Below are 23,756 nucleotides of genomic sequence, written 5' to 3'. Positions count from 1 at the left end.
ATAAATTTCTGCTATTTCACGCCGTCGTTTTTCCGCATGAATTCCAGAATCTCACGTGCGTCATTGTCGCTGAGGCTCTGATTCGGCATACGCACAAGGCAGATTTCAAGCTGAGCCTGCATTTTTGGATCTTTATCGATCATTGGATCTGGATTAGTGATAAAGTTCATGATCCATTCGGGTTTATGCCTGCTTGTCACACCTTTCCAACCTGGTCCTACTAGTTTTTCATCGGTTAATTTATGGCAGGAGGCGCATTTAACTTCCTGGATCTTGTGTCCGGCTTCGGCCATAGCTGCATCCAGGTGTTCGCCTACTTTTACATTATCTGCGTTCCATTTTCCTTCTCCACGGTTTGGATCATATTTTTCTGTGCTGGCTACCATGCTCTTTGGGGCCTCGCCGCCTGCGGCTGGTGTTTGTTCAGATGATTTGTTTTCGCTACCGCCGCAAGCGATTAGCAGTCCGAGGGCTAATACCGAAAACAGGGTTGTGACTTTTTTCATTATTCTTAAGTTTTGTTAATGAGCAAAGGTGAAAAATAAATACGTAGTGGTTTATGATCCGAGTCATAAAATTCGTATGATTTTAGTCACGAACTACCTGCCACAACAGGTGTCTATGCAATTATTAACCTTTTAAGAACAGTACTCAGATCGTCCGGCTACCACTTCACACAATCATAAACTATACCGACTTCACTGAACCTATGAATTTAGAATTGAAAATATCAAATTAATTCTGCATTGCATCATTTTTTCGCAGGAATTCGAGGAGTTTCCTGGCTTCTGCGTCGGTCAGGTTAAGATTTGGCATTCGAACGGCACATTTCTCGAAATGCGCTCTCAATCCGGGGTCTTTGTCGATCATGCCTTCCGGCCTTCTGATATAATTCATGATCCAGGCTGCTGTCCGGCGTTTTGTAACACCTTTCCAGCCGGGACCGACCAGGGTCTCACTGCCTGTGGAGTGGCATTGTGCACATTTTTTTTCCTGGATCTTTGCCCCTTCGGCAGCCATCGGTTCATTGATCTTTTCACTGAGTATGAGGCTCTCGTTCGTCCATTTACCTTCTCCTATCGACGGATCGTATTTTTCTTCATGGGCTTCTTCCCCGGCTTCATTTTCCCGGGCATGTTCCCTGTCTGACAAGTGATGGCATGCTGTAAGAACCAGGGTAAGGAACAAGCTGATCAACACAGTTTTCATATTCGCTTCCTATGATTTGGTATCTATAAAATTAGGGAATATTCACGAACAAATGATTTTTCTTTCTAATTGTCAAAAACGATCGTCTTATTCCGGAATACCATCACACGGTCCTCAAATACAAGTTGTAAGGCCCTGGCGAGTACAGCCTTTTCAATTTCTTTACCCTGGACAACCATATCATTCACGGTGTGTGTGTGGTTAACGGGTATGATCTGCTGCGCGATAATCGGGCCTTCATCAAGGTCATTGGTCACAAAATGAGCCGTAGCGCCTATCAGTTTCACGCCTCTTTCATGTGCCTGCCGGTAAGGTCTGGCACCTGCAAACGCCGGTAGAAAAGAGTGGTGGATATTTACGATTTTCATAGGGAAGCCGGATACAAAATCCGGACTAAGGACACGCATAAATTTTGCGAGGACCAGGTAATCGGTCTCATATTTCGTTATCAGATCCAGCACTTCCTGTTCAAAAACAGCCCTGGATTTGTTTTCATGGGACACAAAATGAAAGGGTACGCCGAACTTCCCGGTAATGGGTCGCAGATTTTCGTGGTTGCCGATAACACACTGGATCCTGGCGCCAAGCGTGTCAAAATAATTCCTGAGCAAGAGATCCCCGAGGCAATGATATTCCCGGGTTACCAGAATGATCACTTTTTTCCTGAGGTCTGTATTTAACTGAATTTCAGTGCCGGGGGGCAGGGCCGCCAACAATTTCCGGCGGATCAGGGCGGCATCCGGATTCCCTTCTATTTCCAGCCTGATGTAAAATTGGTCGACGGCCTGGTCTACATATTCCCTCATAGACAGAATATTCAGTCGGGCTTCAGCCATGATTCTCGAAATATCTGCAACCAGTCCCACCCGGTCGCTACACTGTAATAAAATAACCATGATATGATGTATTGAATAAGGTGGTGCAATATATTCATATATTTTCACTACCTTTGCAAACCGTTCAAAACGGATACATTACTGAAGAGGCCCGAAAAGGGTGGTGCCAGTGTGCCAACGCCTCCAAGGTGTAATTATAAAATAGGTACAATGCCTAAAGTTAAAACAAACTCAAGTGCGAAAAAGCGCTTCAAAGTAACCGCCAGCGGAAAGATCACACATCAAAAAAGTTTCAGACGCCACATTCTTACCAAAAAATCCACCAAACGGAAACGTGCTATGCGTATTGATGGTGAGGTGGCGAAAGCTAACCTGGGATTTGTAAAACGCCTGTTGAGGCTTAAGTAAATAACCCGGGTCCGAATCTATTTAATCATCTAAAACTTATTTTGATATGCCACGTTCAGTAAATTCAGCCGCTTCAAAAGCACGCAGAAAAAAAGTATTAAAACAGGCCAAAGGGTTTTATGGCAAGCGTAAGAATGTATTTACAGTAGCCAAAAACGTTGTGGAAAAAGGAATGACCTACATGTATGTGGGTCGTAAAAACAAAAAACGCGATTACCGCGCGTTGTGGATAGCCCGTATTAATGCGGCAGTTCGCGAAGAGGGACTGACCTACTCCACATTTATTAACAAACTGAGGGCCAACGGCATTGAGCTTGACCGCAAAGTGCTGGCCGATCTGGCGATGAATCATCCTGATTCATTCAAGTCGCTGATCGCAACCCTTAAATAATACTTAACTCCTATTCGGAGTGCAGGATCTGCCGCCCAATATATACGGGCGGTTTTTTTATAGAAATACCTAATTTTGCACCCACATTTTAAAACCAAGCAAAATTCCGGTAATTCCGGCTTTATATGAAATGAATAATTCATATCTGGGACTGGTGGAACAAACCTTTAATTTCCCGCAACAGGGCATTGAAGTAAAAGATGGATATTTGTATTTTAACGGCATTGATCTGAAGTCTCTGATCAAGAAGCACGGAACCCCGCTGAAACTGACCTATCTTCCAAAAATCGGGATGAACATAAACCGGGCAAAGCAATATTTCGCTAATGCCATGAAGCGGCATAAATATGATGGCAAGTATTATTATTGTTATTGCACAAAAAGTTCCCATTTTTCATTTGTGGTGGAAGAAGCGCTGAAGCACAATATCCATATTGAGACTTCCTATGCTTATGATATTGATATCATCAACCGCCTTCATCAACGCAGGAAGATCACAAAAGATATCAACATCGTCTGTAACGGCTTTAAGCAAAAAAACTATACTTCCCGCATTATCAAGCTGGTCAATGAAGGATTTAAAAATGTTATTCCGGTGCTGGATAACAAGGATGAGCTGGCGATGTACAAGGGGAAAATAAAAACGACCGAGCCGCTGAAACTGGGTATCCGGATCGCTGCAGAGGAAGAACCCAGTTTCCCTTTTTATACGTCGAGGCTGGGCATCCGGGCAAGGGACGTGCTGGAATTTTACGTTGATGAGATTGAAGGGAATGAGGATAAATTCCAATTGAAGATGCTCCATATCTTTTTAAATAAGGGTATTAAAGATGATATCTATTATTGGAGTGAACTTCGAAAAAGCATCAACCTTTATTGCCAGCTTAAGAAGATATGTCCCGAGCTGGACTCCCTGAATATTGGCGGCGGGTTCCCTATCAAACACAGCCTGGCTTTTGATTACGATTACCAGTTCATGATCAATGAGATCATCCTGAATATCAAATCCGCATGTAAGAAAGCAAAGGTTCCAGTACCTAATATCTACACAGAATTTGGGAGTTATACCGTAGGGGAGAGTATGGCACATATCTACAGCGTGATCGGCGAAAAGATCCAGAACGACCGCGAAACCTGGTATATGATTAATTCGTCATTTATTACCACGCTTCCCGACACCTGGGGGATTGGGGAGAAATTCCTGATGCTACCGATCAATAAATGGGATAACGAGTATCAACGCGTGGTGCTGGGTGGTATAACCTGCGATGGGCATGATTACTATGATTCAGAGGAGCACGTTAACGAAGTATTCCTGCCTAAGATCAAAAATGATAACGGCATCGGCGTATCCGGGATCCGACCGGTTGATGCCCTGGAACGTAAAAACCCAAAGGGCGATTCAGATCCTCTGTACATAGGATTCTTCAATACCGGCGCTTATCAGGACCAGATCAGCGGTTATGGGGGGATCAAACATTGCCTGATACCCTCACCGAAACACGTCATCCTGGAGTATGAGAAAGGAAAACTCATCGACTGGGTCTACGCGAGGGAACAAACCGCGCAAAGTATGCTTAAAATCCTCGGATACCTCCGGTGAGCCGCGGCCCGGTTAAGGAGTTTTATAATGATCATGAAAATTTAAGATCCCGAACAAAACATTCGAACGGGAAATTTATTACCTTTGCAACCTTAAAAAAAGTAGCCGTAAACCGGCATTGTGGCTGAAATAATACATTTGTTTGATAATCAGCCACCTATGGCCAGGTTTGCCCAACATTAAGAAAATGGCAGATTTAAAATTTCAAAGAAACTTTGGTATAGCCGCCCATATTGATGCCGGCAAGACTACCACCACCGAACGAATTTTGCGATATACTGGTATGATTCACCGCATCGGTGAAGTACATGATGGCGCTGCAACGACTGACTGGATGGATCAGGAGAAAGAGCGTGGTATTACCATTACGTCTTCTGCCGTTAGCTGCCATTGGAACTTTCCTACTGACGCAGGGAAAGCAACACCCGCCACGCAGAAATATTCATTCAATATCGTAGATACTCCCGGCCACGTTGACTTCACCGTTGAAGTAGAGCGCAACCTGCGGGTGCTTGACGGACTGATCGCATTGTTTAGCGCTGTAGATGGCGTGGAGCCGCAAAGTGAGACTGTTTGGCGGCAGGCAAACCGTTATAAAGTTCCCCGTATAGGTTTTGTGAACAAGATGGACCGCAGCGGTGCCGATTTTCTGAACGTTGTAAAACAGGTTCGCGAGATGCTGGGTACGAAGGCTGTCCCGCTGCAGCTTCCCATCGGCGCTGAAGATAATTTCAACGGAGTGGTAGACCTGGTGAAAATGAAAGGAATCATCTGGCATGTAGAGACGGAAGGGATGACTTATGATGAGATCGATATACCTGCCGACATGCTGGAGGAAGCGAAAGAATGGAGGTCACATTTGGTTGAAGCGGCTGCGGAATATGATGATCTGCTTATGGAGAAATTCTTTGATGATCCTGATTCTATCACTGAAGACGAAATTCACGCTGCACTTCGTAAAGCTACGATCGATCTGAGCATAGTGCCCATGATGTGCGGATCTTCCTTCAAGAATAAAGGCGTGCAGTCCGCGCTGGATGCGGTTTGCCGTTACCTGCCATCACCGTTGGATATTGGCGCTATAGAAGGTACCGATCCCAATGATCCCGAAAAGAAGTTGACACGGAAGCCTGACGCCAAAGAACCGTTCTCGGCGCTGGCATTCAAGATCATGACGGATCCTTTCGTGGGTCGCCTGGCCTTTTTCCGTTGTTACAGCGGACACCTCGATGCCGGTTCTTATGTGCTGAATGTTAGAAGTGGTAAAAAAGAACGTATCAGCCGGATCATGAAGATGTTCGCCAACAAACAAAATCCGATTGATTTTATTGAAGCCGGAGATATTGGTGCCGCTGTTGGATTTAAGGAAATCAAGACCGGGGATACGCTTTGCGACGAAGCACACCCGATTGTACTGGAGAACATGTTTATACCCGAGCCGGTGATCTCAATAGCCGTTGAGCCTAAAACGCAGGCCGATGTCGATAAAATGGGTATGGCCATCGCGAAATTGGTTGAAGAAGATCCTACCCTACGCGTGAAGACAGATGAAGATACGGGACAAACGATTCTGAGTGGTATGGGTGAACTGCACCTGGAAATTATCGTAGACCGGATGCGCAGGGAGTTCAAGGTAGAAGTGAACCAGGGTGCACCACAGGTAGCTTATAAAGAAGCTTTCCAGGCCACGATTGAGCACAGGGAAGTACTGAAAAAACAAACGGGTGGCCGTGGTAAATTTGCGGATATCCAGTTTAGCCTGGGACCAGTAGATGAAGATTGGAAAAAAGAAAATCCTGATAAGAGCTTCCAGTTTGTAAATGATATTTTTGGTGGATCCATTCCGCGCGAGTTTGTACCGGCCATTCAAAAAGGATTTGAAACCAGTATGACCACAGGTGTTCTGGCAAACTATCCGGTGGATAACATGAAGATCCGCGTATTTGACGGTAGCTTCCACGCGGTTGACTCTGATTCGATGTCCTTTGAAATGTGCGCCAAACAAGGCTTCCGCGAGGCTGCCCGTAAAGCTAAACCCGTTCTGCTGGAACCCATCATGAAGGTGGAGGTGAACACACCTGAACAATACATGGGCGATGTGACCGGCGACCTTAACCGGCGCAGGGGTATGATGGAGGGATTGGATACACGTGCCGGTGCGCAGGTTATTAAAGCGAAAGTGCCCCTGAGTGAGATGTTCGGATACGTAACGCAATTGCGCTCACTTACTTCCGGGCGTGCTTCAAGTACCATGGAATTTTCGCACTACAGCCCGGCGCCCAATGGTATCTCAGAGGAAGTAATTGCCAAAGCGAAAGGGAAGATTACAGCCTGACGAACAAGTAACAGTTATAAATTTTTCAGACCCGGTTTTTATACCGGGTTTTTTTATCTTGATCTTTTCGCAAACCTGTTAACGCTTTCACAACAAAAAAATATTTAACGGGTTTGTTTTCAGGAGATTGCTATATTGCAGCGACTATTAAATTTTTCATAGAATGACGAAGGTGCTGATTGTAGTTAATGCCGTCCTGCTCTTTGCCGTGGGATTCTTGTTTTATGCGCATTACTCAGAAAAAAAACAAGTAACTGCGAGAGTGGCTGTTCCACCCGGAAGAGATTCCATCCTGAACAAGAAAGTTCTTTTCGCTTATATTGATCTGGATTCCATTCAGGAAAAGTATGAACTGGCGAAAACAGTGCAGCGGGAAATAAAAAGTAAAGAAGCTTCCATTAGTACTGAACTGGATCGGATGGGGAAGGGTTACCAGTCTAAATTATCGGAGTATCAGCAAAAAGCGGCCTCCATGACGGAGGAGCAGGCAAACGCTGCCAGAAGAGATCTGGAGAATGCGCAAAACCAGATGATTGAAAAACGACAGTTGCTTACGGATGAATACAATCAGTTTGCACTGAATAAAAATATGGTGCTCAAAAAAAAGATTGAGAATTTTTTGAAAGAGTTCAATGCCGATCAAACATATTCATTTATATTCTCCTATGAGCCGGGGCTGTTTTATTATAAAGACACTTCCTATGACATCACCCGCCAGGTGCTGAAGGGTTTAAACGAACAGCTTAAAAAGGACAGTAAGTAGAAAGATCTTTCAATATTTACCCCGGACTGGTTCCGGGTTTTTTTTTCTTCAATCCTGAAATATTATTTATCTTCCTTTATTTTTAAATATTGTCTATGGCTGAACAACCATCCTTTAAACAATCTTTGAGTCTTTTTGATGGAACGATGGTCGTAGCCGGATCGATGATTGGATCCGGGATTTTTATTGTCAGTGCCGATATGAGTCGCCTGGTTGGTTCCGCAGGATGGTTGATTGCTCTTTGGTTGCTTACGGGATTGATGACCATCTTTGCAGCTATTTCTTATGGCGAATTGTCTGCCATGTTCCCCAGGGCAGGGGGGCAGTATGTATACCTGAAGGAAGCTTATAATCCCCTGACCGGATTTTTATATGGCTGGAGTTTTTTCTCGGTTATACAGACCGGCACCATCGCCGCAGTGGGCGTGGCCTTCAGTAAATTTGCGGGATATTTTTTCAAACCGCTGACCATTTCGCCGGAGAATCTGCTTTTTAAGTTGGGCTGGCTTGAAGTTTACCCGGCTCAGTTGGTCTCGATATTACTTATTATATTTTTAACCTACATCAATACGAGGGGCGTCAAAGAAGGGAAAACTGTACAGACCGTGTTTACTATTGTAAAGTTGTTTTCACTTTTCGCCCTGATCGTGGTGGGATTGCTGTTTGCGGCCCGCGGAGATATATGGAATCAAAACTGGGCTTCAGGCTTTAATTTGCGCTTCACCGAACCAGTCAGGAATGAAGCCGGAGCTCAGATCGGATGGGGAACATTTCTGAATTCAACTTCGCTGCTTTTTTCGGTAGGTTTGATTAGCTCGGCACTTGTAGGCTCTGTCTTCAGTAGTGTAGCCTGGGAAAATGTCACTTTTATCGCGGGGGAGATCAGGAATCCAAAGCGTAATGTTGGGCTCAGCCTGCTGTTGGGTACGGTCATTGTTACGGCTATATATGTACTGACCAATGTGATGTACCTCGGCGTGATGCCCCTGTTTCCCGAGGCTGCACAGGGCGCTGTTCCATATCCTACAGAGTTTTCAGCCTACGCTAATATGGCATTTGCGAAACAGGACCGCGTGGCAACGGCAGCAGCTTTCAATATTTTCGGAACCTATGGCACGGCGATCATCGCCGTTATGATCATGATCTCCACGTTCGGATGCAACAACGGCCTGATCCTTTCCGGATCCCGGGTATTTTACACCATGGCGCAGGATAAGTTGTTCCTGCCCAAAGCGGCTAATCTGAACAGGAATGCGGTGCCCCAGTGGGCTTTGTGGGCACAATGTTTTTGGGCCAGCATTTTATGCATGAGCGGTAAATACGGCGTCCTGTTAGATTATGTAGTGTTTATAACGGTGGTATTTTATATACTGACCATTATTGGTGTTTTCAGGCTCCGGCGCAGCCGGCCTGATGCAGAACGGCCATATAAAACTTTCGGTTACCCGGTCATTCCGGCACTTTATATCCTCATCGCAACCGCGATGGCCCTTGGGCTTCTTTATGCCAAACCCGTAACTTCACTGCTGGGTCTTGGCCTGGCTGCATTGGGCATCCCGGTATACTATTACTATCGGCGTAAACATGAAGTGATCGAGTAGACCGGGAGAATTACGAATGATCAATGACGAATGACGAATGGATCCGCAAGTTTGAGAACTTTGTCCTGAGATACCTGCTTCTTATTTCGGAATTGATCATATATGTTAAAGATGCAATGTGCTAGCATCTAGTTACTAATATCTATTGTCTAATTTAACATTTCACTAATGAATTTGCGAGCTGATTGGGGGTTTAGGTTTGATTTTTGCCGGTTATTGCAAAAATGAGCGGATTATGAAGTTATGGGGACTACTTGCAAGTTGTTTTGTGCTGCTGATTTCCTGCAGCAGTGGTTCTGGTGACGAAAAAATGGCTACTCCGGAAGCATTTAATGATCGGGTGTATTCAATGGAACAGAGCCTGGGAGAACCTTTGCTGAAAGCAGAGGCCGAGATCCGGCAGAAGCAGCAGCAGGGAGATTTCAAGGGAATGGCTCAGGCTGCCAACGCCATGGAAGATAGTGTTGATCTTCGGATTCGCGCGATCCGGAAGATGAAACCGCCTGGAGTGGGCGGCGAAGACTTTAAAACTGCCGCCGTGAGGTATTTTGAGTATTTGAAAATGATTTATTCCAACTACGGCGAAATTGCCCTGGCTGCCGATGTGCAGGGTAAAGACGCTGCAGAAAACAAGATGGCCCGCTGGCTGAACTGGCAGACCCAGGTTCTTGCGAACCTTCGCTCCGCTCAGGCGAAATACGCAGCCGATAATGGCTTTGTCTTTTAACATAACCGGTTCTCCGGTCCTGAAAAAACCGGAATGAAAAATGAAAAATATTTCCGTTTTCCTGTTCCTAAGTGTCGCAGTTTTTGCTGCCTGCCGTAATGAGAAAAAAGAAGAACTGAGTGCACTGGCGTTCAGCGAGCGGGTAGTTACTCTCGAGACCAGCCTGGGACAGCCACTTTCAGATGGCGAAAACCTCATGCGTTCTTATTCAGAAACGAATAATTTTTCTGGAATGACCCAGCTCGCAAAGAGTCTGGAAGGAACGGTAGACTCAAAAATCAACGAAATTGAGAAGGTCTCTGTATCAGGAATGAAAGGGGGAAAAGCATTTAAGAAATCAGCACTGGATTATTTTGGGTTTATTAAAAATATATATACGACCTACGCGAAGATCGGAGAGGCTGGTTCCGAAGGTGCAAGACTGGCCGCTGTCAGAGAACTAGGACTACTCCTGAATGCCCGTCAAATGGTGGTAGATCGTATGCAGCAGGCTCAACGACAATTTGCCCTTGAAAATAGTTTTAACGTGGAGCAGCAGCCCTGAGCCGGCAGAAGGGTAGGGTAGCCAAAACGCTGACCGGCGACAGCGCTTCGTTCAAATTTCGTCAATTTCCCCGACCAAAAAAATACTCCCGCAAACAATGATCAGATCATCTTTATGGGCCTGTGCTTTAGCTGCACTTATGGCCGCGTTTACATCCGGGTAAGTCTCTCCTTTCAGCCCGTGCATAAGGGCCTTTTGACGCATTTCTTCCCCTGGAATAGCTCTCGGAACATGGGCGTTGGTAAAATAATAGCTCGCATATTTGGGCAGCATCGACAATACTTTTTTCACATCTTTTTCCTTCGCCATCCCCAACACAATGTGGAGGTGATGGAATTCAGAGATCTCTATTTGATTCAGTAATTGACGCATGCCATCTTCGTTGTGAGCTACGTCCAGCACAATATCAGGCTTGCGATGTATGGTTTCCCAGCGCCCGTGAAAGCCGGTCAGTTGCCGGGTATTTTTCAATCCGGTGGCCAGCGCTTCGGAGGTGATATGAAAACCAGACTGGTTTAGTTCTCTGACTGCGGTCAGCACCGGCAACAGATTCAGCGTTTGATAGTTCCCGGTTAAATCGAGGTGATACTTTTTGTGGTCCTGGCTGTTTTTCTCCGCTACTTCCACAATAAGTTCACGATTATTGTATTGCCAGTTAGTGACCAGGTATTCCAAATCCGCGAAGATAATGGGTGCATTTTTCTCCTTCGCTTTTTGCCGGAATACGTCCGCGGTTTCGGGGTGCGTCTCTCCGATGATGATGGGGATACCCTGCTTGATGATGCCCGCTTTTTCCTGCGCTATCTTGTCGAGGCTGTTCCCAAGCAGATTCATATGGTCATACCCAATATTGGTGATGATGGTCAGCACCGGATTGATAATATTAGTGCTATCCAGGCGGCCGCCTAAACCGGTTTCGATCACGGCGATATCTGTCTCCTGGCTGGCAAAATAGTCCATAGCCATCGCAACAGTCATCTCAAAAAAACTAGGGTCGATTGTCTCAATGTAAGGCTGGATACGCTGAACAAAAGACACAACCTGATCCTCGGAAATCATTTTTCCGTTGATCCGGATCCTTTCCCTGAGGTCCTTCAGGTGAGGGGATGTATACAGTCCGGTTTTATATCCGGCAGATTGGAGGATGGCCGCCAGCATATGACTTACAGAACCCTTGCCATTAGTCCCTGCCACGTGTATGAACTTGCCATTCTTGTGTGGATTGTCCAGTTTCTCACTTAGAGCTAAAATATTAGAGAGGCCGAATTTAAGTGCGCGGTCGCCGATCCGGCTGAACAGCGGAAGCCGTGCATACAGAAAATCCAGCGTTTCAGAATAGGTCATAGATGGAATATGAAGGACAAAGATAAACCTGCTATCCTGAAATTCAGGACGGCATTTTTATTTTATTCCACTATTTTTGGCTCCTTGGACTATGGAGAAAGTTGCAATAATCGTAGCAGGCGGATCGGGTACCCGGATGGGAAATGAGCTGCCCAAGCAATTCCTGAAATTAAACGGTAAGCCGTTGGTGTATTATCCAATTGAGTGTTTCCTGAGATCTTTTCCTGACATGCAGGTGGTCCTGGTGTTACCGCAAGGGTACATAGACCTGGGGCAGGAGATCATTGATGCATATTTCGATAATGACCGGATCCGGGTAACCGTGGGCGGGTCGACCCGGTTTGAGTCTGTTAAAAATGGCCTTAAACTGGTGAGTGGAGAAGCGATGATCTTCGTACACGATGCTGTTCGGTGCCTGGTGACCCCTGAGTTAATACAACGCTGTTACGGAAAGGCCATGGAAACCGGTTCCGCTATTCCGGTAGTAAATTGTTACGACAGCGTCCGAATGATCAATGATGAGGGAAGTGAAATACTGGAACGGGAAAAAATCGTCATCGTTCAGACTCCGCAGGTTTTTCACAGCAAGATATTAATACCCGCATACCAGATTGATCACAAAGACTGGTTCACCGATGAGGCCAGTGTTGTTGAAGCCTACGGCATGAAGGTATCGCTTGTGGAAGGGGATAGGAATAATATTAAAATTACGCATCCTTTCGATTTGCAGATTGCGGAGCAGGTGCTTCGTCAATCAACGCCTTAACCACCTGGTTGAAGGATGCAGGTTGTTGAATGATAGTGAGCGATAAGAACGCAGATCCGGTTCAAATTTCTTATTAAGATTAGCCGCCGAGGGGATGTCAGTTCCTTCGAAATCCAATAACAACCCTGATCTGGCAAACTGCCTGATTTTCACCCGGAAGATACTTTTTATCCGGGATCACAATCTGTTTATTGATTGCGATCCGATCTTGGTCAGGATCTGATGAGCCACGTCCATAGCCTTCAGCCCGTCGATTTCAGATACTATGGTCTGGGTGTTCTTCAAAATTGCGTCCTTAAATTCGCCGAGTTCCTGTTTAATAGCGTTCACTTCGGGAACCGGGGGATTTGCTATGGCCAGAGTTTTCTGGCCGTTGGGAGTGGCAATATCAAACGTAAAAACATGGGTGTCGGCATCGTCTTTCAGTTTGATGATCTCGGTTTTTTTGTTCAGGAAATCGATACCAATGTAGGCGTCCTTTTGGAAGAGCCTCATTTTCCGCATTTTCTTCATGGAGATGCGGCTGGAGGTCAGATTAGCCACACAACCGTTATCGAATTCCAGCCGTACGTTCGCGATATCGGGGGTTTCAGTGAGAACAGCGACCCCACTGGCCGAGATTTTCTTCACATCACTTTTTACGATGCTAAGAATGATGTCAATATCGTGGATCATCAGGTCGAGAATAACACTGACTTCTGTGCCGCGGGGATTGAATTGAGCCAGCCGGTGCACTTCAATAAACATCGGCTTCAGTTCGGTGTTTTTCAGCGAGAGGAAGGCAGGATTGAATCTTTCAACATGACCCACCTGCAATTTTATATTAGATTCGCGGGCTAGTTTAACCAGCTCACGGGCTTCATTCATCGTGTGGGCGAAAGGTTTTTCAACAAATACGTGTTTCCCCGATTTAATAGCTTTCTCGCACCATTCAAAATGGTACTGGGTAGGGGTGACTATATCGATCGCATCACATTGCGCCAGAAATTCATCCGCGTCCGTAAATCTTGGGATGTTATATTTTTTAGCAACCTCTTTTGCCGTGTCGTCATCGGGATCTACAAAGCCCACAACTTTCACGTCTTGGATTTCCAACCAGTTATTTAAATGGAATTTTCCCAAATGGCCTGCGCCAACTACGCCTACTTTTAGCATGCTTAGATTCAGTTTGTCAAACTTAAAAGAATATATTTAATTTATGTAATCAGAAAAGTTCCGGTCTACAAATAATAAACAGGATCCGTCTGATGTTAACCCTTATCCGGAAAAGCAGCCCTGATCAGATACCGGGAAGTGTTATGGCCTGCGCCAGCTCAAAAATACGATTTTTGACGCCTCGGGAATTGGCTTTTATCACTCCCGGGAATATGCAAAAACAGACTGATCATCTGTTGATATTCGAAAGGATTAAATAAAAAAGCTAAGCAATTGAAAATAAATTGCTTAGCTTTTATTTCTGTTGACCCATAAGGATTCGAACCTTAACTGACAGAACCAAAATCTGTAGTGCTACCATTACACCATGGGTCAATCCGGGTTTTCATTTGGTTTTGAGTTTGCGAAGGTAATAATTAATCTTTTCCCGTACAAATCAAATCGAGCTGATTTTGAAATATCTGTGAAGATAAAAACCCGAAGAAAAAGGATCCTGAAATACTAAAGGATGTTCAATTCTTTCAGCACGTCGTTGGTTTTGCGTACCAGCTCCGCTGATTTTTTGAAAGCATTGCTTTCTTCTTCGTTTAGTTTAAGGTCGAAGATCTCCTCCCAGCCATGTTTGCCCAGGATCACCGGTACGCCCATGCAAATATCGGACTGGCCGTATTCCCCGTCCAGGTACACGCAGCAGGGTACTAGCCTTTTGTGGTCATGTATGATGGATTCTACCACGTGTGCAATAGCAGCGCCGGGAGCATACCAGGCAGATGTTCCCAGGAGACCTGTCAGCGTCGCGCCTCCCACCATCGTGTTGGATGCAATCTCTTTCAGTTTTTCTTCGTTAACCAGTTCGGTTACGGGAATTCCTTTGTAGCTGGCCAGCCTGGTAAGTGGTATCATAGTAGTATCGCCGTGCCCGCCGATAACCAGGCCATGCACCTCATTAGAATTCACATTCATCTCACGGCTCAGGAAATACTTGAACCTGGCAGAATCCAGGGCTCCTCCCATACCCACGATGCGGTGTTTGGGTAATCCGGTTTTTTTCAGCGTCAGGTAGGTCATGGTGTCCAGCGGGTTTGAAACCATCACAATGATCGTATTAGGAGAGTGCTTCAGCACGTTTTCAACAACACTGTTCACGATTTTGGCATTTACACCAATCAGCTCTTCGCGGGTCATGCCTGGCTTGCGGGGCACGCCTGAAGTTATTACAACGACATCAGAATCGGCTGTTGCCGCGTAATCGTTGGTCACACCGACCAGTCTTGAATTAAATCCAAGTAATTGAGCAGTCTGGTTCATATCCATTGCCTTTCCTTCAGCAATACCTTCCTTAACATCCAACATGACCACTTCATCAGCGATCCTGTCCAGTACAAGCATATTGGCACCTGTGGAACCTACGTTCCCCACACCAATAACAGAAACTTTTGACATACAAATTAAATTTTATGATTTATTGAAATATAAGCGGGTCAATTGGTTACAAATGTAGAATTTTAAACGAGAAATCCGGAAAATTAGGGTTGCAGAAAGCTACACTATGACTTAATGCACTATTTTCAATGATAATTCTCAGGCAGTACCGGATAGGTGCAGCGGAAGCAGGGAAGAACGTCGTCGCGGAGAGGAAGCAGGTAATACAACGCGTTTTGGCACGGGATTTTATACTAAAACGGAAAGCTGTTCAAATTTTTCACAGGTATGCGTAAAGTTTTGCTGATCATTTTTGTTGGGTTATCCATCTCCGGCAGTTCGCAGCCGGGACTGAAGCCGGGATTTGATGCGAAGGAATATATCGCCCTGTTTTCGGAAGTACGCAGGGGTATTTCCAGGGGCGATAGCACCCGACGGGAACGTAGCGGAGATACTCTTACCCGGATCTATACATCGCCGGAAGTCGGGTTGAAGAACAGGTGGTATTTATTTCTGAGAAACGATGGAACGGCAGTGATTTCCATCCGGGGTACTGTAGGTGATGCCACGAGTTGGCTTGCTAATTTCTATGCCGCTATGATCCCCGCCAGTGGCGCATTGAAGTTGAATGACTCAACCCGTTTCACCTACACGCTTGCTGAAGATAAGCGGGCGGCGGTACACGCCGGATGGGCCTTATCTATGGCCTATATGGCACCGGGTATTGTGGAGAAGATAAAAGAGTATGCAGGCAAGGGGGTTACAAACTATTACATTATCGGACATAGCCAGGGTGCCGCGATTGCGTTCATGTTAAGATCTTATCTTTATTACCTGCAGAAAAGCGGCGGCATACCCCAGGATATAAAGTTTAAAACCTATTGCAGCGGAGCACCCAAACCCGGCAATCAGTATTACGCGTACGACTTTGAGTTTATTAACCGGGGTGGTTGGGCATATACCGTTGTGAACGCCGCAGACTGGGTACCGGAGACACCCTATACTGTGCAAGATGTCCGGGATATGAATGACGTGAACCCGCTGATCCACACCCGTGCGATGTTAAAACGTCAGAAATGGTTTGTAAGAACTGTGGGTGGATATTTTTATGGAAAAATTGAAAGAAGGCCACGGAAATTGCAAAAAATGTACACCCGTATGTTCGGGAACACGGTCTACCGCTACGGTGTTAAAAAAGCACTACCGCAATTCGTTAAGCCCGATTATGCTGCATCGGAAAATTTCGTAAGGGCCGGCACTCCGATCATTCTGATGCCCGATGATGAATATTACAGGATCTTCCATTTTGATGAAAAGAAAAAAGACTATTTTCTCCATCACCATTTTGAACCCTATTACTACCTGGTCAAAAAATATTATTTGCAGCCCTAGTCAATCCATATGAACTAAGGGCTCACAATGCGGAAGCAGTATCTTTTGAGTTTTCCTTCAAAGTCGAACGGCGTAGTGGCTCTGGTTATATCCTTTATTTCGGTGGCTTGTATTTCCGAAGATCTCAATTGAAATTTGGAATAATTGGTGCTGAAGTACAGGATGCCCCCGGGCGTAAGCAACCGGCAGCACTGGTTGATCAAGGAAACATGATGCTGCTGAATGTCCAGTACATTTTCCATTTTTTTGCTGTTGCTGAATGTTGGCGGATCCAATACAATCAGTTCAAAACTGTGTTCCTGTTGATTTGGGAGATATTGCATGACATCGGCCGCAACGATTTGATAATTGTCACCCGTAAACCAGTTCAGTGCCATGTTTCTCTGAGCCCTTTCCAAATAGGTTTTTGACAGGTCGACGGTCGTGACAGAGATTGCGCCGCCCGCTGCGGCATAGACAGAAAACGACCCGGTATAAGCAAAAAGATTCAGGACTCGCTTACCCCGGCTTTCATCCATCACCATCTTCCGGGTTGTGCGGTGGTCCAGGAACAACCCCGTATCCAGGTAGTCCTCCAGGTTAATCAGGAATTTCAGGTTGTTTTCCTCCACTATTTTTTCCGGAGAAAATTCTCCGGTTTTTCTGTACTGACCCGCCCGCCCGGCTTTCTTTTGCCTCAGGCGGGTAAAAATCTGATCGGTATTCACGCCCAGCACTTCGGCAATTACAGCGACACTGTCCGCAAGCCATACCTCGTGTGCATGATCGTCCAAGCGATGTTTCCTTTTATATTCAGCAACATAGACATCATCTCCGTAGCGCTCAATGATCAGGGGAAACTCAGGGAGATCGTGGTCGAAAATTCTAAAACAGGAAATTTTTTGCCTGGCCGCAGATTTAGCCAGGTGTTTGTACGTTTTTGTTAGCCTGTTCCGGAACATCTGCAGTTTATCTTCGCGCACACTATTGAATTTTTCACGAATTTAGCCAATTCATTGATGTACGCTATTGTAGATATTGAGACCTCGGGTTCATATGCCGCTGCCAGTGGTATTACGGAGATCAGCATACAGGTTTTTGACGGGCAGGGAGTTGTGGAGCAATTTGAAACCCTGGTCAATCCCCTGCAGAAAATTCCGCCGTATATCCAGGCAATGACAGGTATTACTGATGAAATGGTGGCTGACGCGCCGCTGTTTGAGGAGATAGCGGAGCAGGTTTTTGAAATACTGAAAGACAAGGTTTTTGTAGCCCACAGTGTAAACTTCGACTATTCCTATATAAAGAGTCAGTTGAAAGAATCGGGGTATGATTTCGACACTAAAAAATTATGCACTCTCCGGCTTAGCCGGAAAGTGTTTCCTGGCCTTCCGTCCTATAGTCTCGGCAACCTGTGCCATTCGCTCCACATCACGCATCTCAACCGGCACAGAGCAGGCGGTGATGCGGAGGCTACGGTGAGGTTGTTCCGGATGATCCTTGAAAATGATACCGGACAGCATATTGAAAAAAGCCTGAAACGTGGTTCAGGTGAACAGGTACTGCCACCGCATCTCCCTAAAAGTGATTTTGATCAGTTGCCCTACACGCCGGGCGTTTATTACTTCCACGATGAGAAAGGGAAAATAGTTTATGTTGGTAAAGCCAGGAATATCCGCTACCGTGTCAGCAGTCATTTTGCGAATAATTCCACCAGCCGGCAAAAACAGAATTTCATGCGCCATGTTCATCACATCAGTTTCCAGGAATGGGGTACAGAACTAATGGCGCTCATTCAGGAATCTTCGGAAATAAAAAGACTATGGCCACGTTTCAATGCTTCCCAAAAAAGGAGGGAGGATCTTTACGGTATTGTTTCTTTTGAAGACCAGAACGGATACCTGAGGCTGGCTGTGGACAAAGTCACGGGCGGACACCGGGTTTGGAGTTCTTACCACCGGATTGAAAATGCTAAGGCGGCATTGAGGCAACTGGTACTTGATTTTGAACTTTGTCCGCGCTTATGTTTTATTCCTGATCAGATCTACGGCAATGATGCGCATGTCCACAATTGTAGAGGTGCCTGCCGGAACGAAGAAGAACCCGCATTATATAATGAAAGGGTGGCGATGGCGATTGATAAACTAAAAAACCTGCCGTCATTCGCAATCCTGGATAAGGGGATCCGACGGCATGAAAAGTCCTGTATCCTGGTGTGGAAGGGCAGGTTTTACGGGATGGGTTTTATTCCGGAAGATCTGTCGACCGAGGACCCTGACGCGGTCAGGGATCTGGTTACACCTTACAGGGAAAACAGTACTATTACGCATATGCTTTTTGACTACGCAAAAAGATATCCCTCAAAGGTGATTTTTCTTGATTAACTATTTCCAGGCATACATTATGAAGTATCTGTATTTGATTCACCTGTTTTAATATTCGCGTTTCAGCCGGTTAAGAAGAAAAAAGTGATTTTTTTTGGTGATTCCATTACTCAGCAATGTGCAAACCCAGGTGGATATATCACGCGGATCAACCGTATGTGCAGGGCCGAGCACCTTCGGGACCCTTAAACAATGCTGACCAGGAAATAGTTTTTTTTCCCTTTTTGCAGGAGCAGGTATTTTTGGTGCAACAGTGCATCAGGTTTAATCAAATGCTGCACATCGGTAATTTTCTTCCGGTTCAGGCTCACGCCGCCGCCTACTACCAGCTTTCTGGCTTCGCCTTTACTGGCGGTAATCGCTGTTTCCGCCAACAGGGTTACGATATCAATTCCTTCGCTGATTCGCCCGGAAGGGAGGCTGGATTTTACAATCCCTTCCATACCTTCCAGTTCCTCTTCGGTCATGTCTTCGGCTACCCCGGACCTGGCAGCAAATAGTTTTTCGGTTGTGGCAAGTGCCATGTCTAATTCTTCGCGGCCATGTACAAAAATGGTGATTTCTTCTGCCAGCGCTTTTTGAAGGATTCTCTTTGACGCATCTTCCCGGTGGGATCTGATCAGTCCGGAAATAGTCTGTTCATCCAGGAATGTGAAGATACGGATCCAGTTTTCTGCGTCCGCATCACTGGCGTTCAGCCAGAATTGATAAAACTGATAGGGGGTTGTTTTCTCCGGATCCAGCCAGATATTGCCTTGTTCCGTCTTGCCAAACTTAGTGCCGTCGGTCTTTTTGATCAGCGGGCAGGTGAATGCGAAGGCCTCGCCATTAGCCTTTCGGCGGATGAATTCTGTGCCTGTGGTGATATTACCCCATTGGTCACTCCCGCCCATCTGGAGTTTGCAGTTTTTTTCCTTGTACAGGTAGTAAAAATCGTAGCCCTGCATTAACTGGTAGGCAAATTCTGTGTAGCTGATACCCGCTTCCCCCTCAAATCTTTTTTTGACACTGTCCTTAGCCATCATATAATTCACAGAAATATGCTTGCCTGCATCCCGCAGGAATTCAATAAATCCGATATTTCTGAACCAGTCATAATTGTTCACGATCTCAGCAGCGTTGGGTATTGAAGCGTCAAAGTCCAGAAATTTCTCAAGCTGCTTTCTGATTCCTGCAACATTTTCAGCCAATTGCTCTTCGTTCAGCAGGTTCCGCTCCTCACTCTTTCCGCTGGGATCTCCGATCATACCGGTAGCGCCGCCCACCAGGGCAATGGGCTTGTGTCCGGCCTTTTGTAAATGAACCAGTAACAAGATAGGTACCAGGCTTCCTATGTGGAGGCTGGTTGCCGTCGGATCGAATCCGATATAGGCCGTAGTGAATTCTTTATTCAAGTGCTCCTGGGTACCGGGAATTATATCCTGTACCATTCCTCTCCAGCTCAATTCCTTTATCAGATCGGTCATGCTTCAAAAATATTTTCGGCGCAAAAATAAGTCATTCGCGAAACGTGAAAAATTGTAACAAAGAAATGAGGCCAATCAGCGAAAATCCATGGTAGGAATCCCTGCTTTTCCCAGGCGCGTTTCTGCAGAGACTGGACAACGTCGACTAGTGGCGCCTATTTATACCGCCTAACGTCCAATCTGCACACCAGATCGCTGTGGGCTGGTGATCAACGGCCAGACATTCAGGACTAGAGGGTTCCATGCTGGAGATCCTGTTGTCTGAGGATATATTTGCCGATAACATCAAACTCAAGGTTAACAAGTTTTCCGGGAGCAACATGTTTAATATTCGTATGTTCAAAAGTATAAGGAATGATGGCTACGGTAAACTGGCGATCCGTTACGTCAAACACCGTCAGGCTGATACCATTCAGACAGATTGACCCCTTTTCAATGATCAGGGAAGCGAATTTTGGGTCAAATTCAAATTCATACTCCCAGCTTCCGTCTTTGGCGGTAACAGAGATACATGATGCGGTTCCATCCACATGTCCCTGCACGATGTGTCCGTCAATTCGGCCGTTCATGACCAGGCATCGTTCAAGATTTATTTCATCTCCCGGAATCAGGCTGCCGAGGTTTGATTTTTTCAGTGTTTCTTCTATGGCGGTCACCTGGTAGAGGCTTCCATCGGCTTTTTCAACAGTGAGGCAAACCCCGTTATGGCAAAGGCTTTGGTCTGGTTTTAATTCCAGTGAAATCTGGCTCTCAATAAAAAAGGATTTGTTTCCGCCCTTTTGCTCTATTTCTTTCAGCACGCCGGTTTGCTCAATAATTCCTGTAAACATATCCCAAAGATTCACCACATTCTCTAATTCTCCAAATTTGCCTGTTTTTAGTACTTCCTCTTGCTATAAAAAAATATCAAAAAAAAGTAAACAATTTCAGGAGATTTTAATTATCTTTGCAACCTTAAAAAAATTAACCGGAGGAGGTATAATTAGTTATGTTAATTATTGATTCTAAAGACTGCGAAAACATAGACAAAGCGCTTAAGAAGTACAAGAAGAAATTTGAAAAATCAAAAGTTCTGTTGCAACTCCGTGAGCGTCAGCATTTTACAAAGCCGTCTATCAAGCGTCGTGGTAAGATTCAGAAAGCAATTTACAAGCAGCAGATTGCCAGCGGAAAAATAGAGATTTAGAATATACCAAAATTTATTATAAATTGTAGCTCCGGAATTTACCGGGGCTATTTTTATGCAGGTACCTGATCCATCCATACAGTCATTTATACATTACCTAAAATTTGAAAAAAGGTATTCCCTTCACACAATTTCGGCATATTCTGCTGATCTTGAGGCGTTCTGGCGTTACCTGGAGGAGACTTACGACGGGATGGATCTTTCAGGGATTCGTTATTCATATATAAGGGGATGGCTGGCCGGGTTAAAGGAATCGGGTCAGAGTACAAGGAGTATCAGTCGCAGGATTTCAACCCTGCGTTCGTATTTCAGGTTTCAGGTGAGAGAGGGTAAAATCAAAGTGAACCCCATGTCTAAAGTGGTGGTGCCCAAGATATCGAAAAGGCTGCCGGTCATTATTAAGGAACCCGATCTGTTGGCCCTGGAAGACTCGCTTTCTACAAGTGCTGAGGATTGGAGGAGTCTGAATGCAGCCCTGATTATCAGGCTGTTTTACGAGACGGGTATGCGCCTCAGTGAACTAACCGGATTAAAAGAGCGTCAGGTTGATGCAAGTCTCCGACAGGTTAAAGTATTAGGGAAAGGAAACAAAGAGAGGCTGATTCCGGTCAGCAGGCAAACCATTGAAGCTATTAAAGGGTATTCTGCCCTCAAGAGAAAAGAGTTTGCCGATCTCCCGGAGGAGTTGTTTATCACGGAGAAGGGCCGGAAACTATATCCCAAATATACTTACCGGGTGGTGAAACAGGTGCTGTCGGGTATTCCTACCCTTGATAAAAGAAGTCCGCACGTATTGCGGCACAGCTTTGCCACGCACCTGCTCGACAATGGCGCTGAGTTGAATGCTGTCAAGGACCTGCTGGGCCATGCGAGCCTTGCTGCAACGCAGGTTTACACCCATAACAGTATTGAGAGGCTCCGCGAAATACATGCTTCGGCCCATCCAAAAGGTTAAAAATAAATTAGGCAAAAATTTAGCTTTTTTAATTTGCAATTAGCTCCGATTGTTCCTAACTTTAAGGGGTAAGTAAAGCTCTTTGACACAGCTTTTATTGTTTATTCACTTTTAAAAGAAAGTACTATGAATGTGAACATTCAAACGGTTAATTTTGAAGCGGACAAAAAATTATTAGATTTTGTCAATCGGAAACTGGAAAAGCTGAACACATTTCACGATCGCATTATTGAGTCCGAGGTGTTTTTGAAACTGGATAATGTTGTACATACCATCAAGGACAAAATAGTGGAGATTCGGGTGCAGGTTCCCAAGCGCATTTTTTTTGTGAAATGTACCAGTAAGACTTTTGAAGAATCATTTGACAGCGCATTTGATTCTATGGTAAACCAAATTAAAAGGCGAAAAGAAAAAATGATCGCATAAACACTATGAACTGATTACGGCCCCGCAAAAGCGGGGCTTTTTGTTGAATACTAGTTGTCGGACCCGGTTTAGTAACCGGGATTCTTGTAGGTAAATAGTCGGGGTTCGGGACTTAAACGATTTGCTCAGGATTCGGAAATTCTCAAGTGGGGGTTACAATTACGGAACGATTTCAGCCGTAGTGTGATTTTTTCTTCCCGTCGGGAAAACGGTGGCACAGGCGGGATAAGGGACAGGTGTTCTGTCTTTATAACGGAAAAACATGATGGAATCAGTGGAAATTGCCAGCTTGCGATCTATATCAAAAAAAAAGAATCAAACCTTATTGACTTAATGGATTTTCCCTTACCTTTGCCTTCCAATTTTTGGGGGGTAGATAAGTATGTGTTTCAGTGTGTTGGCCCCTGTTTGCAGGAAAATGGATGACAAAGTTCTTTTAATTGCCGAAGTTGCCGCAACAGGAGCACCTCCAGGATTGAAAACGTGGTGGGTGGAGGTTACTTCGGAGGAGTTTAATAATTCATCATGCCGAAGTAGCTCAGTTGGTCAGAGCAGCTGATTTGTAATCAGCAGGTCGCGGGTTCGACTCCCATCTTCGGCTCGGTATGGGCAAGTAGCCAAGTGGCCAACGGCAACAGACTGTAAATCTGTCCTCTTCGGAGTTCGGTGGTTCGAATCCATCCTTGCCCACATTTTCCGGTTCAACTTTAGGGATCCCGGGAAAATGGAAGTTCTTTTAAAATAAGCGGGAGTAGCTCACCTGCCACAGGTAGGCAGGTTTGGTAGAGCGTTCTTCCTGACAATAGTTCTTTTAAAATAAGCGGGAGTAGCTCACCTGCCACAGGCAGGCAGGTTTGGTAGAGC

General features: G+C 45.4%; 23 protein-coding genes and 3 tRNA genes. 16 read left to right on the top strand and 10 right to left on the bottom strand.

The genetic code is table 11. The annotated features are described in order from the left end of the window. Positions 1-11 precede the first annotated feature (11 nt). The 3 genes from AC3WS5_RS15520 to purU all read right to left on the bottom strand — a co-directional run bounded on the left by AC3WS5_RS15520 (position 12) and on the right by purU (position 2,105). Positions 12-506: a c-type cytochrome gene (locus tag AC3WS5_RS15520; protein ID WP_492468315.1), complete on the bottom strand. Its 495-nt coding sequence runs from the start codon at positions 504-506 to the stop codon at positions 12-14. A 229-nt stretch (positions 507-735) separates the two neighbouring features. Beyond that, a complete protein-coding gene (locus tag AC3WS5_RS15515) occupies positions 736-1,209 on the bottom strand; it encodes a c-type cytochrome (RefSeq protein WP_492468314.1) in 474 nt (157 codons plus the stop codon). A gap of 65 nt (positions 1,210-1,274) precedes the next feature. Next, positions 1,275-2,105, bottom strand: coding sequence for a formyltetrahydrofolate deformylase (gene purU, locus AC3WS5_RS15510; protein WP_492468313.1), 831 nt, complete (start codon positions 2,103-2,105; stop codon positions 1,275-1,277). Positions 2,106-2,255: 150 nt separating this feature from the next. Between purU and rpmI the strand changes: the two genes are divergently transcribed. From rpmI to AC3WS5_RS15470, 8 genes are all read left to right on the top strand, one after another. Then, positions 2,256-2,453 (top strand): 50S ribosomal protein L35, encoded by a 198-nt coding sequence (gene rpmI, locus AC3WS5_RS15505; RefSeq protein ID WP_492468312.1) that lies wholly within the window; start codon positions 2,256-2,258, stop codon positions 2,451-2,453. Between the two features lie 46 nt (positions 2,454-2,499). Further along, a complete protein-coding gene (gene rplT / locus AC3WS5_RS15500; RefSeq protein WP_492468311.1) occupies positions 2,500-2,844 on the top strand; it encodes a 50S ribosomal protein L20 in 345 nt (114 codons plus the stop codon). Positions 2,845-2,974: 130 nt separating this feature from the next. Then, entirely contained in the window at positions 2,975-4,447 is a 1,473-nt protein-coding gene (locus AC3WS5_RS15495) for a type III PLP-dependent enzyme domain-containing protein (RefSeq protein ID WP_492468310.1), read from the top strand. Between the two features lie 187 nt (positions 4,448-4,634). Continuing rightward, positions 4,635-6,782, top strand: coding sequence for an elongation factor G (gene fusA, locus AC3WS5_RS15490; RefSeq protein ID WP_492468309.1), 2,148 nt, complete (start codon positions 4,635-4,637; stop codon positions 6,780-6,782). Positions 6,783-6,945: 163 nt separating this feature from the next. After that, on the top strand, positions 6,946-7,545 hold the full coding sequence (locus AC3WS5_RS15485) for an OmpH/Skp family outer membrane protein (RefSeq protein WP_492468308.1): 600 nt from the start codon (positions 6,946-6,948) through the stop codon (positions 7,543-7,545). Positions 7,546-7,640: 95 nt separating this feature from the next. Beyond that, positions 7,641-9,146: an APC family permease gene (locus AC3WS5_RS15480; RefSeq protein ID WP_492468307.1), complete on the top strand. Its 1,506-nt coding sequence runs from the start codon at positions 7,641-7,643 to the stop codon at positions 9,144-9,146. Positions 9,147-9,381: 235 nt separating this feature from the next. Then, positions 9,382-9,873 carry a hypothetical protein gene (locus tag AC3WS5_RS15475; protein WP_492468306.1) on the top strand — a complete coding sequence of 164 codons (492 nt, stop codon included), beginning with the start codon at positions 9,382-9,384 and terminating at the stop codon, positions 9,871-9,873. 40 nt (positions 9,874-9,913) lie between these two features. Further along, positions 9,914-10,417 (top strand): hypothetical protein, encoded by a 504-nt coding sequence (locus AC3WS5_RS15470; RefSeq protein ID WP_492468305.1) that lies wholly within the window; start codon positions 9,914-9,916, stop codon positions 10,415-10,417. 51 nt (positions 10,418-10,468) lie between these two features. Here the strand turns inward: AC3WS5_RS15470 and AC3WS5_RS15465 are convergent, their stop codons facing one another. Continuing rightward, positions 10,469-11,761, bottom strand: coding sequence for a bifunctional folylpolyglutamate synthase/dihydrofolate synthase (locus AC3WS5_RS15465; RefSeq protein ID WP_492468304.1), 1,293 nt, complete (start codon positions 11,759-11,761; stop codon positions 10,469-10,471). Between the two features lie 91 nt (positions 11,762-11,852). On the opposite strand from AC3WS5_RS15465, the gene AC3WS5_RS15460 reads away from it, so the two are divergent. Then, positions 11,853-12,527 (top strand): 2-C-methyl-D-erythritol 4-phosphate cytidylyltransferase, encoded by a 675-nt coding sequence (locus tag AC3WS5_RS15460; RefSeq protein ID WP_492468303.1) that lies wholly within the window; start codon positions 11,853-11,855, stop codon positions 12,525-12,527. Between the two features lie 177 nt (positions 12,528-12,704). On the opposite strand, the gene AC3WS5_RS15455 is transcribed toward AC3WS5_RS15460, so the two are convergent. From AC3WS5_RS15455 to mdh, 3 genes are all read right to left on the bottom strand, one after another. Then, positions 12,705-13,682, bottom strand: coding sequence for a Gfo/Idh/MocA family protein (locus AC3WS5_RS15455; RefSeq protein WP_492468302.1), 978 nt, complete (start codon positions 13,680-13,682; stop codon positions 12,705-12,707). A gap of 304 nt (positions 13,683-13,986) precedes the next feature. Continuing rightward, positions 13,987-14,057, bottom strand: a tRNA-Gln gene (locus AC3WS5_RS15450). 126 nt (positions 14,058-14,183) lie between these two features. Further along, a complete protein-coding gene (gene mdh, locus AC3WS5_RS15445) occupies positions 14,184-15,125 on the bottom strand; it encodes a malate dehydrogenase (RefSeq protein ID WP_492468301.1) in 942 nt (313 codons plus the stop codon). Positions 15,126-15,392: 267 nt separating this feature from the next. On the opposite strand from mdh, the gene AC3WS5_RS15440 reads away from it, so the two are divergent. Continuing rightward, positions 15,393-16,496 carry a lipase family protein gene (locus AC3WS5_RS15440; RefSeq protein ID WP_492468300.1) on the top strand — a complete coding sequence of 368 codons (1,104 nt, stop codon included), beginning with the start codon at positions 15,393-15,395 and terminating at the stop codon, positions 16,494-16,496. 14 nt (positions 16,497-16,510) lie between these two features. Here the strand turns inward: AC3WS5_RS15440 and AC3WS5_RS15435 are convergent, their stop codons facing one another. Further along, positions 16,511-17,458: a class I SAM-dependent methyltransferase gene (locus tag AC3WS5_RS15435; RefSeq protein ID WP_492468299.1), complete on the bottom strand. Its 948-nt coding sequence runs from the start codon at positions 17,456-17,458 to the stop codon at positions 16,511-16,513. A 36-nt stretch (positions 17,459-17,494) separates the two neighbouring features. On the opposite strand from AC3WS5_RS15435, the gene AC3WS5_RS15430 reads away from it, so the two are divergent. Further along, positions 17,495-18,859: an exonuclease domain-containing protein gene (locus tag AC3WS5_RS15430; protein ID WP_492468298.1), complete on the top strand. Its 1,365-nt coding sequence runs from the start codon at positions 17,495-17,497 to the stop codon at positions 18,857-18,859. A gap of 185 nt (positions 18,860-19,044) precedes the next feature. Here the strand turns inward: AC3WS5_RS15430 and tyrS are convergent, their stop codons facing one another. Both tyrS and AC3WS5_RS15420 read right to left on the bottom strand, forming a co-directional pair. Continuing rightward, positions 19,045-20,325 (bottom strand): tyrosine--tRNA ligase, encoded by a 1,281-nt coding sequence (gene tyrS / locus AC3WS5_RS15425; protein ID WP_492468297.1) that lies wholly within the window; start codon positions 20,323-20,325, stop codon positions 19,045-19,047. Positions 20,326-20,555: 230 nt separating this feature from the next. After that, positions 20,556-21,155 (bottom strand): riboflavin synthase, encoded by a 600-nt coding sequence (locus AC3WS5_RS15420; RefSeq protein ID WP_492468296.1) that lies wholly within the window; start codon positions 21,153-21,155, stop codon positions 20,556-20,558. Positions 21,156-21,313: 158 nt separating this feature from the next. Here AC3WS5_RS15420 and rpsU point away from each other — a divergent pair, with 158 nt between their 5' ends. From rpsU to AC3WS5_RS15395, 5 genes are all read left to right on the top strand, one after another. Beyond that, positions 21,314-21,511, top strand: a complete 198-nt coding sequence (rpsU, locus tag AC3WS5_RS15415; RefSeq protein ID WP_492468295.1) for a 30S ribosomal protein S21 — start codon at positions 21,314-21,316, stop codon at positions 21,509-21,511. Positions 21,512-21,566: 55 nt separating this feature from the next. Beyond that, the gene (locus tag AC3WS5_RS15410) at positions 21,567-22,466 is read left to right on the top strand and encodes a tyrosine-type recombinase/integrase (RefSeq protein WP_492468294.1); all 900 of its coding nucleotides are present in this window, start codon (positions 21,567-21,569) and stop codon (positions 22,464-22,466) included. Between the two features lie 126 nt (positions 22,467-22,592). Beyond that, complete coding sequence (locus AC3WS5_RS15405) at positions 22,593-22,892, top strand: HPF/RaiA family ribosome-associated protein (protein WP_492468293.1); 300 nt, start codon at positions 22,593-22,595, stop codon at positions 22,890-22,892. A 527-nt stretch (positions 22,893-23,419) separates the two neighbouring features. Further along, positions 23,420-23,493, top strand: a tRNA-Thr gene (locus tag AC3WS5_RS15400). Between the two features lie 6 nt (positions 23,494-23,499). Then, positions 23,500-23,582 (top strand) — tRNA-Tyr (locus AC3WS5_RS15395). Positions 23,583-23,756: the final 174 nt, after the last annotated feature.

The organism is Niabella sp. CPT15-335-S11 (genome assembly GCF_058792415.1).
The sequence above is the reverse complement of the archived record's forward strand: the minus strand, read 5'-3'. Positions and strand labels throughout refer to the sequence as shown.